This is a genomic window from Rhodoferax sp. P2_H8_2, from assembly GCF_056403235.1.
In genome coordinates this window covers 252,817-268,197 of sequence record NZ_JBFUFW010000001.1, presented here as the reverse complement: position 1 = coordinate 268,197, position 15,381 = coordinate 252,817, and the positions used below count along the sequence as shown (strand labels likewise).

Annotated in this window: 12 protein-coding genes and 1 tRNA gene; 3 read left to right on the top strand and 10 right to left on the bottom strand. The window is 59.0% G+C overall.

Annotated features, from left to right (window positions below):
- Nucleotides 1-107 precede the first annotated feature (107 nt).
- From AC1DV6_RS01310 to AC1DV6_RS01280, 7 genes are all read right to left on the bottom strand, one after another.
- Nucleotides 108-1,247, bottom strand: a complete 1,140-nt coding sequence (locus tag AC1DV6_RS01310) for a ribonucleotide-diphosphate reductase subunit beta (RefSeq protein WP_477974390.1) — start codon at nt 1,245-1,247, stop codon at nt 108-110.
- A 119-nt stretch (nt 1,248-1,366) separates the two neighbouring features.
- Entirely contained in the window at nt 1,367-4,288 is a 2,922-nt protein-coding gene (locus AC1DV6_RS01305; protein WP_477974389.1) for a ribonucleoside-diphosphate reductase subunit alpha, read from the bottom strand.
- Between the two features lie 365 nt (nt 4,289-4,653).
- On the bottom strand, nt 4,654-5,301 hold the full coding sequence (gene ampD / locus AC1DV6_RS01300; protein WP_477974388.1) for a 1,6-anhydro-N-acetylmuramyl-L-alanine amidase AmpD: 648 nt from the start codon (nt 5,299-5,301) through the stop codon (nt 4,654-4,656).
- On the bottom strand, nt 5,294-6,769 hold the full coding sequence (locus AC1DV6_RS01295) for a sigma-54-dependent transcriptional regulator (protein WP_477974387.1): 1,476 nt from the start codon (nt 6,767-6,769) through the stop codon (nt 5,294-5,296). Before AC1DV6_RS01295 ends, ampD begins: the two co-directional genes overlap by 8 nt.
- Nucleotides 6,745-8,484 (bottom strand): ATP-binding protein, encoded by a 1,740-nt coding sequence (locus AC1DV6_RS01290; protein WP_477974386.1) that lies wholly within the window; start codon nt 8,482-8,484, stop codon nt 6,745-6,747. Before AC1DV6_RS01290 ends, AC1DV6_RS01295 begins: the two co-directional genes overlap by 25 nt.
- Entirely contained in the window at nt 8,485-8,712 is a 228-nt protein-coding gene (locus tag AC1DV6_RS01285; RefSeq protein WP_477974385.1) for a PP0621 family protein, read from the bottom strand.
- Nucleotides 8,709-9,518 carry a cytochrome C assembly family protein gene (locus AC1DV6_RS01280; protein ID WP_477974384.1) on the bottom strand — a complete coding sequence of 270 codons (810 nt, stop codon included), beginning with the start codon at nt 9,516-9,518 and terminating at the stop codon, nt 8,709-8,711. The genes AC1DV6_RS01285 and AC1DV6_RS01280 overlap by 4 nt, the downstream gene beginning before the upstream one ends.
- Nucleotides 9,519-9,548: 30 nt before the next feature.
- Here AC1DV6_RS01280 and ffh point away from each other — a divergent pair, with 30 nt between their 5' ends.
- Nucleotides 9,549-10,913: a signal recognition particle protein gene (gene ffh, locus AC1DV6_RS01275; RefSeq protein WP_477974383.1), complete on the top strand. Its 1,365-nt coding sequence runs from the start codon at nt 9,549-9,551 to the stop codon at nt 10,911-10,913.
- A 75-nt stretch (nt 10,914-10,988) separates the two neighbouring features.
- Here ffh and miaB read toward each other — a convergent pair whose 3' ends face one another.
- Nucleotides 10,989-12,329: a tRNA (N6-isopentenyl adenosine(37)-C2)-methylthiotransferase MiaB gene (gene miaB / locus AC1DV6_RS01270; RefSeq protein ID WP_477974382.1), complete on the bottom strand. Its 1,341-nt coding sequence runs from the start codon at nt 12,327-12,329 to the stop codon at nt 10,989-10,991.
- A gap of 153 nt (nt 12,330-12,482) precedes the next feature.
- Here miaB and AC1DV6_RS01265 point away from each other — a divergent pair, with 153 nt between their 5' ends.
- Complete coding sequence (locus tag AC1DV6_RS01265; RefSeq protein ID WP_477974381.1) at nt 12,483-13,586, top strand: nucleotidyltransferase family protein; 1,104 nt, start codon at nt 12,483-12,485, stop codon at nt 13,584-13,586.
- Nucleotides 13,587-13,629: 43 nt separating this feature from the next.
- Nucleotides 13,630-14,295: a ProQ/FINO family protein gene (locus AC1DV6_RS01260; protein WP_477974380.1), complete on the top strand. Its 666-nt coding sequence runs from the start codon at nt 13,630-13,632 to the stop codon at nt 14,293-14,295.
- A gap of 87 nt (nt 14,296-14,382) precedes the next feature.
- On the opposite strand, the gene AC1DV6_RS01255 is transcribed toward AC1DV6_RS01260, so the two are convergent.
- Together AC1DV6_RS01255 and AC1DV6_RS01250 are read right to left on the bottom strand one after the other, a co-directional pair.
- Nucleotides 14,383-14,459: transfer RNA gene (locus AC1DV6_RS01255), tRNA-Met, on the bottom strand.
- A 125-nt stretch (nt 14,460-14,584) separates the two neighbouring features.
- Nucleotides 14,585-15,364 carry an enoyl-CoA hydratase gene (locus AC1DV6_RS01250; RefSeq protein WP_477974379.1) on the bottom strand — a complete coding sequence of 260 codons (780 nt, stop codon included), beginning with the start codon at nt 15,362-15,364 and terminating at the stop codon, nt 14,585-14,587.
- Between the last annotated feature and the right edge of the window lie 17 nt (nt 15,365-15,381).

Below are 15,381 nucleotides of genomic sequence, written 5' to 3'. Positions count from 1 at the left end.
ATGGGGTTGGGAAATATCCCAGCCGCATGAACTCGGTGACACCCACCCACATTACCCTCTTCGGGGTTGCAATGGTCAGGTGAAATTTCAGAAAACATGTAAAGCCATTAGTCCCAGGACAATGCGCCGCCGGACTGGTACTCGATGACGCGTGTTTCGAAGAAGTTGCGTTCCTTCTTCAAATCGATCATCTCGCTCATCCAGGGGAAGGGGTTTTCTTCATTGGGGAACAGCGGCTCCAGCCCGATCTGTTGGGCGCGGCGATTGGCGATGTAGCGCAGATAGCCCTTGAACATCGATGCGTTCATGCCCAGCACGCCGCGCGGCATGGTGTCTTCCGCATATTTGTATTCGAGTTCTACGGCTTTTTCGAACAGCCCCTTGATCTCTGCTTTGAACTCAGGCGTCCACAGGTTGGGATTTTCGAGCTTGAGCTGGTTGATCAGGTCGATGCCGAAATTGCAGTGCATGGACTCGTCGCGCAAGATGTACTGGTACTGCTCGGCAGCGCCCGTCATCTTGTTCTGGCGACCCAGCGCCAGAATTTGCGTGAAGCCGACGTAGAAGAACAGACCTTCCATCAGGCAGGCAAAAACGATCAACGACTTCAACAGAGTCTGGTCGGTCTCGTGGGTGCCGGTCTTGAAGTGGGGGTCGCTAATCGCCTCAATGAACGGGATCAGGAACTGGTCCTTCTCACGGATCGACGCTACTTCGTTGTATGCGTTGAAGATCTCGGACTCGTCCAGACCCAATGATTCGACGATGTATTGGTACGCGTGCGTGTGGATCGCTTCTTCAAATGCCTGGCGCAGCAGGAACTGGCGGCACTCGGGTGCGGTGATGTGGCGGTAAGTGCCCAGCACAATGTTGTTGGCTGCCAGAGAATCCGCAGTGACAAAGAAGCCGAGGTTGCGCTTGATGATGCGGCGCTCGTCTTCAGTCAGACCGTTTGGATTTTTCCAGAGCGCGATGTCGCGCGTCATGTTGACTTCCTGCGGCATCCAGTGGTTGGCGCAGGTGGCGAGGTATTTTTCCCAAGCCCATTTGTATTTGAAAGGCACCAGCTGATTGACATCAGTCTGGCCGTTGATGATGCGCTTGTCATCAGCGCGCACACGGCGAGCAACGGGGAGCGCGGCGGGAGCAGGAGTCACAGGCGCCTGCGCAACCGATGAAGTATCAGTGGGGTTGCGTACAAAATTTGTCTGCGATGAGGGCTTGACTTCTTCGTCCCAGGTCAACATAGATGTTTCCAATCAGCGAATTATGAGAGCAGCGAAATGAAATGAAAAGCAATCATGCATTTCGCTGCCGATATGTGTTGTTCAATTGCATCGCAATGACGGTGCACGACATCACGCAATTACTGGCACGACTCGCATGTGGGATCGTCTACACCGCAGAATTTGATGTCAGTTGCCGCATTGGTCGCCAATTCCATTTGCGCTTGTGCCGCCGCAGCAGCAGCTTCCAATGCGCTGGAAGCGCGTGTCGATCCCGGCGCATCGTTGCCCGATGACACGGCGTTCATGCGACCCGCAGTCACGGTAGATTTCTCTGCGTGCGTGGCGGACATTGTGCGAAGGTAGTAAGTGGTTTTCAGACCACGCAACCAGGCGAGCTTGTAGGTCTCATCCAGCTTCTTGCCAGAGGCACCGGCCATGTAAATGTTCAACGACTGTGCTTGGTCAATCCATTTCTGTCGACGCGCAGCAGCTTCCACCAGCCACTGTGTTTCGACTTCAAATGCGGTGGCGTACAGCTGTTTGATTTCCTGTGGAACACGGTCGATCGGGCTCAGCGAGCCGTCGAAATGTTTCAGGTCCATCACCATCACGTCGTCCCACAGGCCCAGGCGTTTCAGATCACGCACCAGGTAGCTGTTGATGACCGTGAACTCGCCCGACAGATTGGACTTGACGGACAGATTGCCGAAGCAAGGCTCGATCGATGCGTCCACACCAATGATGTTGGAAATGGTGGCTGTTGGGGCAATCGCCACGCAATTGGAATTGCGCATGCCGTCAGCGGCAATCTTCTTGCGCAGTGCATCCCAGTCCAGCGTCGCAGAACGGTCGACTTCCACATAGCCGCCGCGTGCGTTGGCGAGCATGTCCAACGTGTCAAGGGGCAGGATGCCCTTGTCCCACAGCGAACCGCGGAAAGATGAGTATTTGCCGCGCTCGCGTGCCAGTTCGGTGGATGCCCAGTAGGCGTAGTAGCTGATGGCTTCCATCGAGGTGTCGGCAAACTGCACGGCGGCATCGGATGCGTAAGGAATGCGCAATTCGTACAGACTGTCCTGGAAGGCCATCACACCCAGGCCGACCGGGCGGTGGCGCAGATTGGAATCACGGGCTTTCTTGACGGCGTAGTAATTGATGTCGATCACGTTGTCCAGCATGCGCATGGCCGTGGTGATGGTGCGCTTGAGTTTGTCGTGGTCAAGTGCGCCGTCTTTCAAGTGCTGCAGCAGATTGACCGAGCCCAAATTGCAGACGGCGGTTTCGGTGTCGGACGTGTTCAGTGTAATTTCCGTGCACAGGTTGCTGGAGTGCACCACGCCGGCATGTTGTTGGGGCGAGCGAACATTGCAGGCATCCTTGAATGTGATCCATGGATGACCGGTTTCGAACAGCATCGTGAGCATCTTGCGCCACAGGTCGGCGGCTTGCAGTGTGCGCGATGGTTTGATCTCACCGCGTGCGGCTTTGGCTTCGTAGGCCACGTAGGCTTTTTCAAAGTCAGCGCCAAACAGATCGTGCAGGTCTGGCACGTTGGATGGGGAGAACAAAGTCCAGGTGCCTTTTTCCATCACGCGGCGCATGAACAGATCGGGGATCCAGTTGGCGGTGTTCATGTCGTGCGTGCGGCGGCGGTCATCGCCGGTGTTCTTGCGGAGTTCCAGGAACTCTTCGATATCCAGGTGCCAGGATTCCAGATAGGTGCAAACGGCGCCCTTGCGCTTACCGCCCTGGTTCACGGCGACGGCAGTATCGTTAACTACCTTCAGGAAAGGGACAACGCCTTGCGATTCGCCGTTGGTGCCCTTGATGTGGGAGCCTAGAGCGCGCACGCGGGTCCAGTCGTTGCCCAGGCCGCCAGCAAACTTCGACAGCAGAGCGTTTTCCTTGATCGACTCGTAAATGCCATCCAGATCGTCGGGCACGGTGGTCAGGTAGCAGGAAGACAGCTGTGAGCGCAAGGTGCCACTATTAAATAGAGTGGGCGTGCTGGACATGAAGTCAAACGAAGATAGGACTTCATAGAACTCAATCGCACGCGCTTCGCGGTCGATCTCGCCAAGCGACAGGCCCATAGCGACGCGCATGAAGAAGGCTTGTGGCAGCTCGATGCGGGTCGCACCTTCATGCAGGAAGTAGCGGTCATACAGGGTTTGCAGACCCAGGTAATCAAACTTCAGATCGCGGTCGGCCTTCAATGCCGCGCCCAGACGTTGCAAGTCAAACTGCTGCAGCTTCTCGTCCAGCAGCTCGGCATCGACGCCGCGCTTGATGAAGCCGGGGAAGTAATCTGCATAGGCTTGCTGCATGTCGGCCTGCGCCACATCGCGGCCCAGCACTTCACGCGAAATCGTATGGAACAGCAGACGCGCTGTGGCGTAGGTGTAATCAGGATCTTTTTCGATCAAAGTGCGGGCCGCCAGGATGGACGCCTTGTAGACCTCGTCCATAGGCACGCCGTCATACAGATTGCGCATGGTCTCGGCCAGGATGGGCGCGGCGCTGACATCGGCACCCAGTCCGGCGCAGGCCGTTTCAATCTTTGTCTTGAGCGCAAGCAGGTCGAGCGGAACACGTTGGCCGCCATCGATCACGTGCAGCGCGGGCGCTGCCGGCGTTTCCTGTGCCACTTGCTTGGCGCGCTCTTGCGTGCGGCGTTCGCGATAGAGCACATAGGCCCGGGCGATTTCGTGGTGGCCGCCGCGCATCAGACCCAGTTCTACCTGGTCTTGTACGTCTTCAATATGGAAGGTGCCGCCACCGGGGCGTGAGCGCACCAGCGCGCGGATCACCTGCTGCGTCAGCTCGTCCACCATCTCGCGCACGCTGGCAGATGCGGCGCCCTGGGTGCCATGCACGGCCAGAAACGCCTTCATCATCGCGACCGCGATTTTGTTGGGTTCGAATGGAACCACGGCGCCGTTGCGGCGAATGATCTGGTAGTGGTTCAGGGGATTGATGGAGGCACCTTGTACAGGCGCACTCTGGCTGGAAAGGATGCCGGTCGTGACAGTGCTGGATGTGCTGGAAATGGTTTGCATGAATTCCTCTTCGAATCAATATTTTTTATGGGCTTGGCTGCTATCTACGGTGGGTGCAAATCCATCACCTGAGGGAATCGCGCCGAAATCAAATGACACTATATCTGGTGTGCAAGGTGTCAGCAAGCCACTACCCATAGTGTACTGTTGCCAAAAGTGTGCACTGGGCAGAATGCTGAAAAATGTGCGGGGTTGCAGAGCATGGCCCGCACTGGTGCGTCCATATCTTCAGTATCCGCGGCAAGCCATTGCGGCGCGCCTGATGGCGGAAAAACATCAATGCTGGTGCTGGTTTTCGGCGGATTTGGGCCGCTGGGCCGCATGGATAGTGCGCATGCCGATTCGGCCGATTTGGTGCGACCGGTTCAATCCAATTCGGTGCGTTGGACAGATGTCGCGTGAGAAATATTTTTACTCAAAATACCATCGGGAAAATACTGAGAAAAAAGCCCGCTGGACTGTTGCAAGCGTGCCCAATCCATGCCGGCACCAGGGTCTCCCTTACGCCCTGGCGCTATATGCTCATGCCCCGCGATGTGGGCGATGGGGTAGCCCGCTAGCAGAGCCGGTAACAGCGACTGCAAGGTCTCATACTGCGCATCGGTAAACAGCCCGCCCTCCAATCCTTCCAGCTCTATGCCTATGGAGTCGTCATTGCAATTGCTGCGTCCTCGGTAGCTGGACACACCGGCGTGCCAGGCGCGGTCATCGCAGCTGACGAACTGCCATAACTCGCCACCGCGCTGGATGTAGAAGTGCGACGACACCTCCAGGCCTTCGATGCTTTTAAAGAAAGGGTGGGCGTCCCAGTCCAGCGTGTTGGTGAATAGCTGCTCCACTTCGGGTCCGCCATAGGTGCCGGGCGGCAAACTGATGGAGTGCACCACCACCAGGTCAATGTTGGCTTGCGCAGGCCTGGCGCCAAAATTGGGTGACCGAACATGCCGCGCAAAGCGGTACCAGCCCTGCTGCCAGGGCCTCTGCGTCGTGTTTGGTTTGTCCGTATCAGGCATCGGGGCCTTCGTTATCGCTGGGGACGTCGATTTTGAGCCGGGCGATACGGTAGCGGATCTGGCGCAGCGTCAGCCCCAGGCGGTTGGCCGCAAGCGTGCGATTGAAATGGGTGTCCTTTAGTGTTCGGACCAGAATGTCCCGTTCTTGCTGGTCTAGATGGCCTTGCAGGTCCGCAGGCAAGGGCGCTTCGGATTCCACAGTAGCAGAGGGGTCCAATTCCGCCGCAGGTGTTGCAGCAAGCGCCCCGGGTGCAGTGACGGGTACTTCGTCCAGTACCAGGTCAACGCTGTCGCAAAGGGCCATCGCACGGTGCAGCAGATTTTCAAGTTCGCGCACATTGCCGGGCAAGGGGAGCAGCGCGAGTTGTTCCAAGGCTTCTGGGGCCATGCGCGGCGCGCTGACACCGGAGTCCTGTGCAATACGGGTCAACAGGGCATCGCACAGGGCGGGCAAATCTTCCCGGCGTTCGCGCAGTGGGGGTATCGACAAATCGATGACGTTCAGGCGGTAATACAGATCCTGGCGGAAACGCCCGGCGGCGGTTTCTTGCTGCAGGTCCTTGTGGGTAGCGCTGACGATGCGCACGTCCACCGTCTCTTCCTGGTCTGCACCCACCGGTCGGATGCTGCGCTCCTGGATGGCGCGTAGCAGCTTGGACTGCATCGCCAGCGGCAAGTCGCCAATCTCGTCCAGAAACAGGGTGCCGCCATGGGCTGCTTTGAAAAAACCTTCCCGGTCTGCGTGGGCGCCGGTGTAAGAACCTTTCCTGGCACCAAAGAATTCAGCTTCCATCAGATTTTCCGGAATGGCACTGCAATTGACCGCAACCCACGGCTTGTCAGCACGGTGGCTGTTGGCATGCAAAGCGCGCGCCGCCAGCTCCTTGCCAGTACCGGATTCGCCATGAATCAACACCGGCGCCATGCTGCGTGCAACCCGTGCGATGCGTTCCTTGACCGAGCGAATGGCGGCAGACTCCCCTGCCAGCCGGGCCAGCGCTTGTTCTCCATCCAGCGTGGGGCGGGTTGCCTGTGGAGTTTTTGAAGCGGGCGCCGCACGCCCATGGCCCTCGCGTCTGGCCGAATCCTGCAGCGCAGAGGCGATGACGTTGCGGAATTGTTTCAGATCGACGGGTTTCGTCAGATAGTCAAATGCACCGGCCTTCAGGGATTCGACGGCGTTCTCGGCCGAACCATAGGCGGTGATCACAATGCAGCGCTCTGGACGCTGCTGGGCCTTCAAGCCACTGAGTATTTCGGTGCCCATGCCATCGGGCAGACGCATGTCGGTGATGACTGCATCAAAGCGCTGCTTCTGCAATGCCTGCCAGGCTTCCTGTACGCCAGCGGCGGTTTCCACCATATAACCCTCCCGCAACAGCGTGAGCTCATAGAGGGTGCGCAAATCGGGTTCGTCATCAATGACCAGAACCCGTGGGGTGCTCAATACAGCGTGGGTTGTTGCCATGGGCTTGTCGGTGGTTCTGCAAACTCTTCATTGGGTGCGGGGGCGAAGCTCACGACGAATTCATTGCCCTCTGCATCCCGTTCCCGTGCATGGCGCAGATTGCGCTGGTACAGGATGGACGCGCCATGGCTCTCGCACAGTTCACGGCAAATATACAGGCCCAGCCCGCTGGAGCGGCTTTCGGATGAAAAGAAAGGTTCAAACAAATGGCGCTCTATCGATTGGTCCATCGGTGCTGCATCGCTCCACACGCTCAAAGTGCAGATGCCTGTGGAACTATGTAGCGTGCTGACCTGAATTGCCTCGCGGTCGTCCTGCGCATGGCGGCGTGCATTGTCCAGCAGGTTGACCAGTACGCGGCGCAGGTGGTCGGTGTCAAAGCGAACCCGCACATCCGGTGCGTTCAACAGCAAGCTCAATTGGCGCTGGCAACTGTTTTGCGCCGACCAATCCTGGCACATGCGATGCACCGCTTCGTCCAGCTCCAGTGTGGCGCTGTCGTGGTCCATTTGGGGTTGCACGCGCGAGACATTCAGGATGTCGTCCACGATGCGGTCCAGTCGCTTGGCGTTTTGCGACACCATGGTGGTCAGCCGCTTCAGCCTTGGATCGGAAATGTCTTCTTCCAGCAGCGCGTTGGCCTGGGTGATGGCGGCCAGTGGGTTGCGAATTTCGTGTGCTACCGCGGTTGACATGCGGCCCATGCTGGCCAGCTTCTCGGTGCGCATGCGTGCTTCGAGCTCACGCAAGTCCTGCAGAAACATCACGCACAGGCTTTCTCCCGACGCGTCTTGGGCCGAGGCCAGGCGCGTACGTGCTCGCACACGCCGCGGGCCTGTGCCGGCATGCCGGATCGTCACATCGTCCTCCTGGCTGTCTCCGGTGCCCACGCTCATGCGGGTCAGATCCAGCAGGGGTAACCAGCCCGGTTCATCGCGCAAATCAAAAACATGTGCATGCATGGCGCGCGGTGATCCCAATAACTTGCGCGCAGCGGGATTGGCTGCGCGTACGCTGCCGCGGTGGTCCACGATCAATACCCCATCCGGCAGCGATTCGATCACCAGTTCGTTCACCTGCTGCTGCATGCGAGCCGCCTGTTGGCTCAAGCGGGCGCGCTGGCCCTCGGTGACCAGTCGGCGTGACAACTGGTTGGCCAGCAAGGCAATGGCGAAATAGCCCACGCCACTCAGTGCCGCCTGCACCAGATGGGGCGTCGGGTCAGCCATGATGTCCAGTGAGGCCCACAGTGTGCTGGCCAGCAGCAAGACCGTGATGCCGGCCGCCGTGCCCAGCGCCAGACGCAAGGATCCCAGCACAGAAGCCAGCAGGATGGGCAGCGCAAACAGCGGCGTGTAGTTGATATTGCTACCCTGCAAAAACTGCAACACCGAAAACGCAACGATATCCAAACCCACCATCGTGAGCCAGGTGCGATTGAACGATTTGCCAAGTCGGCCGGGCTTGGTCAACAAACGGCTGGCCAACGTGCCAACGAGATAGGCGGCACTGATCAATAGCAATGGCTTGCTGTGGGAGGTGCCTGTGACCATCAAGGTGGCCTGCAGCGCCACCAACACCGCACCCAGCATCAGCCGCGCGGTCATGAAGGTTTGCCACAACCGGGCTATTTCATCGGAATCGTCCAGCGACTGCGGCAGGCCCGCTTGCACTGTGGGGCCAAACCACGAGTGTGCGGGCGCGTCATGTGTCATTCAGTGCTCCGCGGCCGTGCGATGCTGCGCACCGCAATACAGGCCTGCTTTGCCTTGTACGGCGTCCTGGGCCGGCAGGTGCACGCCGCAGTGGGCGCAGGCGACCATATCCACCGGGTCTTGCGAGGAGTCACGGCGTACGGGCTTGGTTTTGATGTCCTTCACGCGGCCATTGCGCCACTGCCAGGCCACCAGAAACACCAGCACCAGAATGAGCAGGTACTTCACGCGTTGCGCCCCAAAATCACTTCCAGCACGAAGCGGGAGCCTACGTAGGCTAACAGCAGAAACACCGAGCCCATGTACAGCACACGAACGGCCCGCTTGCCACGCCAGCCAAACCGGGCGCGGCCGATCAGCAAAGTGGCAAAGGTCAGCCATGACAACACCGAGAAAACAGTCTTGTGGTCCCAGCGCAGCGCGCGCCCATAAACGGTTTCGCTGAATACAATGCCCATTACCAAAGTCGCGCTGAGCAATACGAAGCCCGCGCCGACAAAGCGGTAGGTGAGTCGTTCCAGCGTCAGTAGTGGAAGCCCGCTGTGCGGGTCTTCGGCCAGGCGGATGCGACTCTCTGCAACCGACATGATCCATGCATGCACAACAGCTGTGCCAAACAGGCCGTAACTCGCCACACCCAACGCCAGATGCAAAGGCATCCAGGCGGAAGACGACGGCGACAGCGCAGGACCCGGAAACAGATACGCAAGCAACACAGCCGCGGCACCCACGGCACACAATGTCCAGCGGGTTTGCAACTGCGGAAAAATCTGGCTCTCAACGCCATACACCGCAGCGACCAGCCAGGCGGTCATGGACAGTGCGGTTGCGAATCCAAAGCGTGGCTGGTCACCGGCCACGCTCCAGAACAAGGCCAGTGCGTGAAAAACCCAGGCTGCGATCACCCACCAATGCACAGCACTCGCGCGCATGCTTTTGCCACGCAACGCGGGCCATGCGTAAGCCAGCGCAGCCAAAAGGGTCAGTATCAGACTGGCAGGAGATGTGCTGACTGGGGCGCTCGCTAGAATCATGGGTACAGTTTAGCGTTTACTTGGATACCCATGGCCTCTGCTCTCTCCGACAAACTTTCCCGTGTAGTCAAGGAACTCCGGGGGCAGGCGCGCATTACCGAGGCTAACGTTTCCGATATGTTGCGCGAGGTGCGCATGGCCTTGCTGGAGGCCGATGTGGCGCTTCCTGTGGTCAAAGACTTCATTGCGCGCGTCAAGGAAAAGGCTTTGGGCGCCGAGGTGCTGGGTTCGTTGCAGCCGGGCCAGGTGCTGGTCAGCATTGTCAGCAAGGAACTCGCGGCCACGATGGGCGAGGGCGTCAGCGACATCAACCTGGCTGCACAACCCCCTGCCGTCATCCTGATGGCCGGTCTGCAGGGTGCCGGCAAAACGACGACCACTGCCAAGCTGGCCAAACACCTGATTGAAAAGCGCAAGAAGAAGGTACTGACCGTCTCTGGCGACGTCTACCGCCCCGCTGCGATCGAGCAATTGAAAACCGTCACCGCGCAGGCGGGTGCCGAGTGGTTCCCGTCAACGCCAGACCAGAAACCGGTGGATATCGGTCTGGCCGCTCTGGACTACGCAAAGAAACACTTTTTTGATGTGTTGCTGGTGGACACTGCAGGTCGCCTGGCAATTGACGAAGCACTGATGCGCGAAATCAAGGAACTGCATGCGGCCCTGAACCCGGTTGAAACGCTGTTCGTTGTCGATGCGATGCAAGGCCAGGACGCAGTCAACACTGCCAAGGCGTTCAAGGAAGCCTTGCCGCTGACCGGCATCATCCTGACCAAGTCGGACGGCGATTCACGCGGCGGTGCTGCGCTCTCCGTGCGCCAGATCACCGGTGCGCCGATCAAGTTTGCCGGTACCAGCGAAAAACTCGACGGCCTGGAAGTCTTCGATGCCGAACGCCACGCAGGGCGCATTCTGGGCATGGGCGATATTGTTGCGCTGGTGGAGCAAGTCACTGCAGGCGTCGACATCGCTGCCGCGCAAAAGCTGGCCGCCAAGGTCAAGAGCGGTGCCGGGTTTGATCTGAACGATTTCCTGGCTCAGATTCAACAGATGAAGAGTATGGGGGGCTTGGCCAGCATCATGGACAAGCTGCCGACAGCGATGGCAGCCAAAGCCGGCAATGTGGACATGGACAAGGCCGAGAAAGACATCAAGCGCAAGGAAGGCATCATCCACAGCATGACGCCGCTGGAGCGCCGCAAGCCCGACCTGATCAAGGCCACGCGCAAGCGCCGCATCGCGGCCGGCGCCGGTGTGCAGGTTCAGGAAGTCAACCGCATGCTCAAGGAGTTTGAGCAAATGCAGGACATGATGAAGAAGTTCTCCGGCGGCGGCATGATGAAGATGATGAAACGCATGGGGGGCATGAAAGGCATGCCCAAGATGCCGTTTTAATCACGGAAAAATGGCAGCCAAATAGGGCTGTAACGCCCGCAAAACGTGCGTAAGCAGCTACTATTTCAATAGCAACTAGCTGGCCGTCGCCTCAGTCGTCACCACCTCGCCGCGCAGCGTGTAGGTTCGCGTTTCGCTGATCCGCACATCCACTAGGTTGCCGACCAGCCGCGCTGGGCCGGCAAAGTTCACCACGCGGTTGCATTCGGTGCGGCCCATCAGCTCGCCGCCATCGCGTTTGGAGACGCCTTCCACCAGAATGCTTTGCACCGTGCCTACGCGGCTGTCGCTGATGCGGGCCATGCTGGCGTTGATCGTCGCTTGCAGGTGTTGCAGGCGGCGCAGCTTCACGTCGTGCGGCGTGTCGTCGTGCAGATTCGCCGCTGGCGTACCGGGGCGAGGGCTGAAGATAAAGCTGAAGCTGTTGTCAAAACCGATGTCGTCGATCAGCTTCATCATCTTCTTGAAGTCGTCTTCGGTCTCGCCGGGGAAGCCGACGATGAAGTCCGAGCTCATCGCCATGTCGGGGCGGATCGCGCGCAGCTTGCGCACCGTGCTCTTGTATTCCATAGCCGTGTAGCCGCGCTTCATCGCCATCAGGATCTTGTCGCTTCCGTGCTGCACCGGCAGGTGCAAATGGCTCACCAGCTTGGGCAACTTGTCGTAGGCGGCGATCAGCGCGGGCGTGAACTCGTTGGGGTGGCTGGTCGTGTAGCGAATGCGCTCAATGCCGGGAATGTCGGAGACGTATTCCAGCAGCGTTGCAAAGTCAGCCACTTCACTGGTCTCGCCCATCGGGTTGCGCCAGGCGTTGACGTTCTGGCCCAACAGCGTGATTTCCTTGACACCCTGGTCAGCCAGACCGGCCACTTCGACCAACACGTCTTCAAATGGGCGGTTGATCTCGGTGCCACGTGTGTAGGGCACGACGCAGTAGCTGCAGTACTTGTTGCAGCCTTCCATGATGGACACAAAGGCCGATGCGCCTTCGACTTTGGCGGGCGGCAAATGGTCGAACTTCTCAATCTCGGGGAAGCTGATGTCAACCTGCGGCTTGTTTTGAAGTGCGCGCTGGTTCAGCATCTCGGGCAGGCGGTGCAGGGTCTGCGGGCCGAACACCACGTCCACATAGGGCGCGCGCTTGATGATCTCGGCGCCTTCCTGGCTGGCAACGCAGCCGCCCACGCCAATCTGCACGCCCTTTTTCTTCAGGTGCTTGATGCGACCCAGATCCGAAAAAACCTTTTCCTGCGCCTTTTCGCGCACCGAGCAGGTGTTGAACAGGATCAGGTCGGCTTCGTCGACGTTTTCCGTGGGTTCATAGCCTTGCGCGGCATGGAGCACATCGGCCATCTTGTCCGAGTCGTACTCGTTCATCTGGCAGCCGAAGGTTTTGATAAAGACTTTTTTGCTCATGGGTATGCCCATGATGGAGTGCAGCGGTTCATGGTGTGTATCCAGAGGCTGGTTGAAGAACGAACTATTTTACCTTCTGAGCGTTGCACACCACACAGAGTGCAAACGCGACGCGTGATACAACCTGCCTGTCTGAAATATGGAGTGACGCAAATGGCAAAGGGCATGATTCTGGCGGCGGGGCAGGGTACGCGGGTGCGCCCGTTGACGCGCGATGTGCCCAAGCCCATGGTGCCGGTATTGGGCAAGCCGCTGATGGAGTATTTGATCGAGCATCTGGCGCGCCACGGCATCACCGAAATCATGGTCAATGTGGCCTATCACCACCACAGCATCGAGCGTTACTTTGGCGATGGCCGCCGCTGGGGTGTGGAGCTGGGCTATTCCTATGAAGGCGCGCTGGACCATGGCGACATTGTCCCGCGGCCGTGTGGATCAGCCGGTGGCATGCGGCGCATCCAGGACATCGGCGGATTTTTTGACGAGACCACACTGGTGCTGTGCGGCGATGCATTGATCGATTTGGACATCACAGCTGCATTGGGGGAGCATCAATCCAAATGCGCACTGGCCAGTGTCGTGACACTGGATGTTCCGCGCAACGAAGTGCAGAACTACGGCATTGTGGTGGCAGATGCGGACGGACAGATCCAATCCTTCCAGGAAAAGCCCAGTCCGGAGCAAGCGCTTTCCACGATGGCCAGCACCGGTATTTATATTTTTGAGCCCGCTGTGCTGGACCTGATTCCGTCGAACACGACCTACGACATCGGTTCGCAACTGTTCCCGCAACTGGTGGAGCAACACCGGCCCTTCTTTGCGCAAAAGCGCCAGTTCAACTGGATCGACATTGGCCGGGTCAGCGACTATTGGTCTGTTTTGCAGAGGGTGCTGCGCGGCGAGGTGGCCCAAATGGCGATGCCCGGCAAGCAGGTGCGCCCCGGCGTCTGGGTTGGACTCAATACGTCTGTGGATTGGGATCAGGTCACTATCGAGGGCCCGGTCTATATCGGGTCGAATGCGCGCATTGAGGCGGGCGTCACCATCATTGGTCCGGCTTGGATAGGCCACGGCTGCCATGTGCGCGCAGGTGCCCAATTGGTCCACAGCATCCTGTTCGAATACACCCGCATCCCCGAAAACATGCGGATGATCGATGTGATTGTTTCGCCCCAGTATTGCGTGAACCGCCACGGCCACACGCTGTACCGCGGAGACGAAACCAGTGACATGCGGTGGGGTGATGCGAGGGCCTGAGTCCATGCGCGACAATCGCGTTCCCGTGAATTGATCGTATTGCATGACTGACATCGAAAAAGAAACCAGCGTTACGCCTGAAACGTCGCACACAGCGGCGCCTAAAAAAACCAGCAATGCCGAGCGCCAGCGCGCTGCGTTGCCGGTGCTGGAGCAGCTCTTTGAGACCTGCCCCCATTTGTTTGGCGCTGAATTTCTACCGCTGAAGTTGGGTATTTTTCAGGAAATCCTGGAAACCCATCCGGATAAATTCAAAAAAGATACGCTGCGCGCCGCCTTGGGCGTGCACACCCGCTCGACCCGCTATCTGCACGCAGTCGCGGCGGGCAAATGGCGCCATGATTTGACGGGCACGGCGGTGGAGCCTGTCGCGCCAGAGCATGTATTTGCTTCCATCCTGGAGTTGTACCGCCGTCGCCAGGCACGCCAGAAAGTCGATTTGCGGCCGCAGGTGGTGCAGCAAATCCTCGCGGCGTTCACCGCCTCTGGCCTGAGCCCCCAGGACTACGAAGTGCTGGTGCACAGTACGGACGAGCTGACCAACGCTTTGCTGAAAGAGGCGCTGGATATTGAAATACAAGCCCGTGCGCGCCAGGTGGCCACGGCCCGTGCCTTTACCGCCAGCGGCAAGACCCCTGAGGAGTTTGCTGACATGTACGGCATGGACCTGTCCGAGGTCCAGCGCGCAATCGCGGTCAGCGCCCCGTAGCACGCTGTCAACTGGCTCTGCTTTGCGCAGGCTGGTGTGCAAATGCAAAAAGCCGTTGACCCTTAGAGTCAACGGCTTTTAAAAACCTGGTGGTCGTGGGTGGATTTGAACCACCGACATCAGCATTATGAATGCTGCGCTCTAACCAACTGAGCTACACGACCGAAGGGCAGAATTATAGCAAAAGATATTTTGCCCCCAACGATCGGCCACTTTGCGGGTCACGGCCCCCTTGGGGGCTTACCTACCTAGGGGAGGCCCGGCGGTGGGTTGGCCCGGATCTGTCAGGTCATTGGTGGGTGAAATTGGCGGGTCGCTTGGCGACAAAGGCGTCCATACCTTCCTTCTGATCGGCCGTGGCAAACAGCGCGTGGAACAGGCGGCGCTCGAACATGATGCCATCCGCCAGCGTGCCTTCAAATGCCCGGTTGACCGATTCCTTGGCCGCCATCGTCGCGACCTGCGAGAAGCTGCAAATCATCAGCGCGGCGCCCAGGGTTTCTTCCATCAGCTTGTCCAGTGGCACGACGCGGCTGACCAGCCCGGCGCGCTCGGCTTCGGTGGCGTCCATCATGCGGCCGGTTAGCGCCAGGTCCATCGCCTTGGATTTGCCCACAGCACGGGGCAGGCGCTGCGTGCCGCCGGCGCCGGGGATGATGCCCAGCTTGATTTCGGGCTGGCCAAATTTGGCGTTGTCGGCGGCGATGATGAAGTCGCACATCATCGCCAACTCGCAGCCACCACCCAGCGCAAAGCCGCTGACGGCGGCGATCACGGGTTTACGCACAGAGCGGATGGTTTCCCAGTTGCGCGTGATGAAGTCGCCCTTGTAGGCGTCGGCAAAGCTGAACTTGGCCATCGCTGTAATGTCCGCGCCTGCGGCAAAAGCCTTTTCGCTGCCGGTGATGACCATGCAGCCAATGGCAGGGTCGGCGTCAAATGTTTTGAGGGCGTGGCCCAGCTCGTCCATCAGCTGGTCGTTGAGCGCATTGAGCGCCTTGGGACGGTTCAGCGTAATGATGGCGACCTTGTCGCCTTCGGTACGGGTGGTGATGCATTCGTAGTTCATGATGGATATTTCGGGCG

Coding starts and splice junctions, on each gene's coding strand:
- ffh (WP_477974383.1), top strand. CDS start 9,549: ATGGCCTCTGCTCTCTCCGACAAACTTTCCCGTGTAGTCAAGGAACTC.
- AC1DV6_RS01280 (WP_477974384.1), bottom strand. CDS start 9,518: ATGATTCTAGCGAGCGCCCCAGTCAGCACATCTCCTGCCAGTCTGATA.
- AC1DV6_RS01310 (WP_477974390.1), bottom strand. CDS start 1,247: ATGTTGACCTGGGACGAAGAAGTCAAGCCCTCATCGCAGACAAATTTT.
- AC1DV6_RS01250 (WP_477974379.1), bottom strand. CDS start 15,364: ATGAACTACGAATGCATCACCACCCGTACCGAAGGCGACAAGGTCGCC.
- ampD (WP_477974388.1), bottom strand. CDS start 5,301: ATGCCTGATACGGACAAACCAAACACGACGCAGAGGCCCTGGCAGCAG.
- AC1DV6_RS01260 (WP_477974380.1), top strand. CDS start 13,630: ATGACTGACATCGAAAAAGAAACCAGCGTTACGCCTGAAACGTCGCAC.
- AC1DV6_RS01295 (WP_477974387.1), bottom strand. CDS start 6,769: ATGGCAACAACCCACGCTGTATTGAGCACCCCACGGGTTCTGGTCATT.
- AC1DV6_RS01305 (WP_477974389.1), bottom strand. CDS start 4,288: ATGCAAACCATTTCCAGCACATCCAGCACTGTCACGACCGGCATCCTT.
- AC1DV6_RS01290 (WP_477974386.1), bottom strand. CDS start 8,484: ATGACACATGACGCGCCCGCACACTCGTGGTTTGGCCCCACAGTGCAA.
- AC1DV6_RS01265 (WP_477974381.1), top strand. CDS start 12,483: ATGGCAAAGGGCATGATTCTGGCGGCGGGGCAGGGTACGCGGGTGCGC.
- miaB (WP_477974382.1), bottom strand. CDS start 12,329: ATGAGCAAAAAAGTCTTTATCAAAACCTTCGGCTGCCAGATGAACGAG.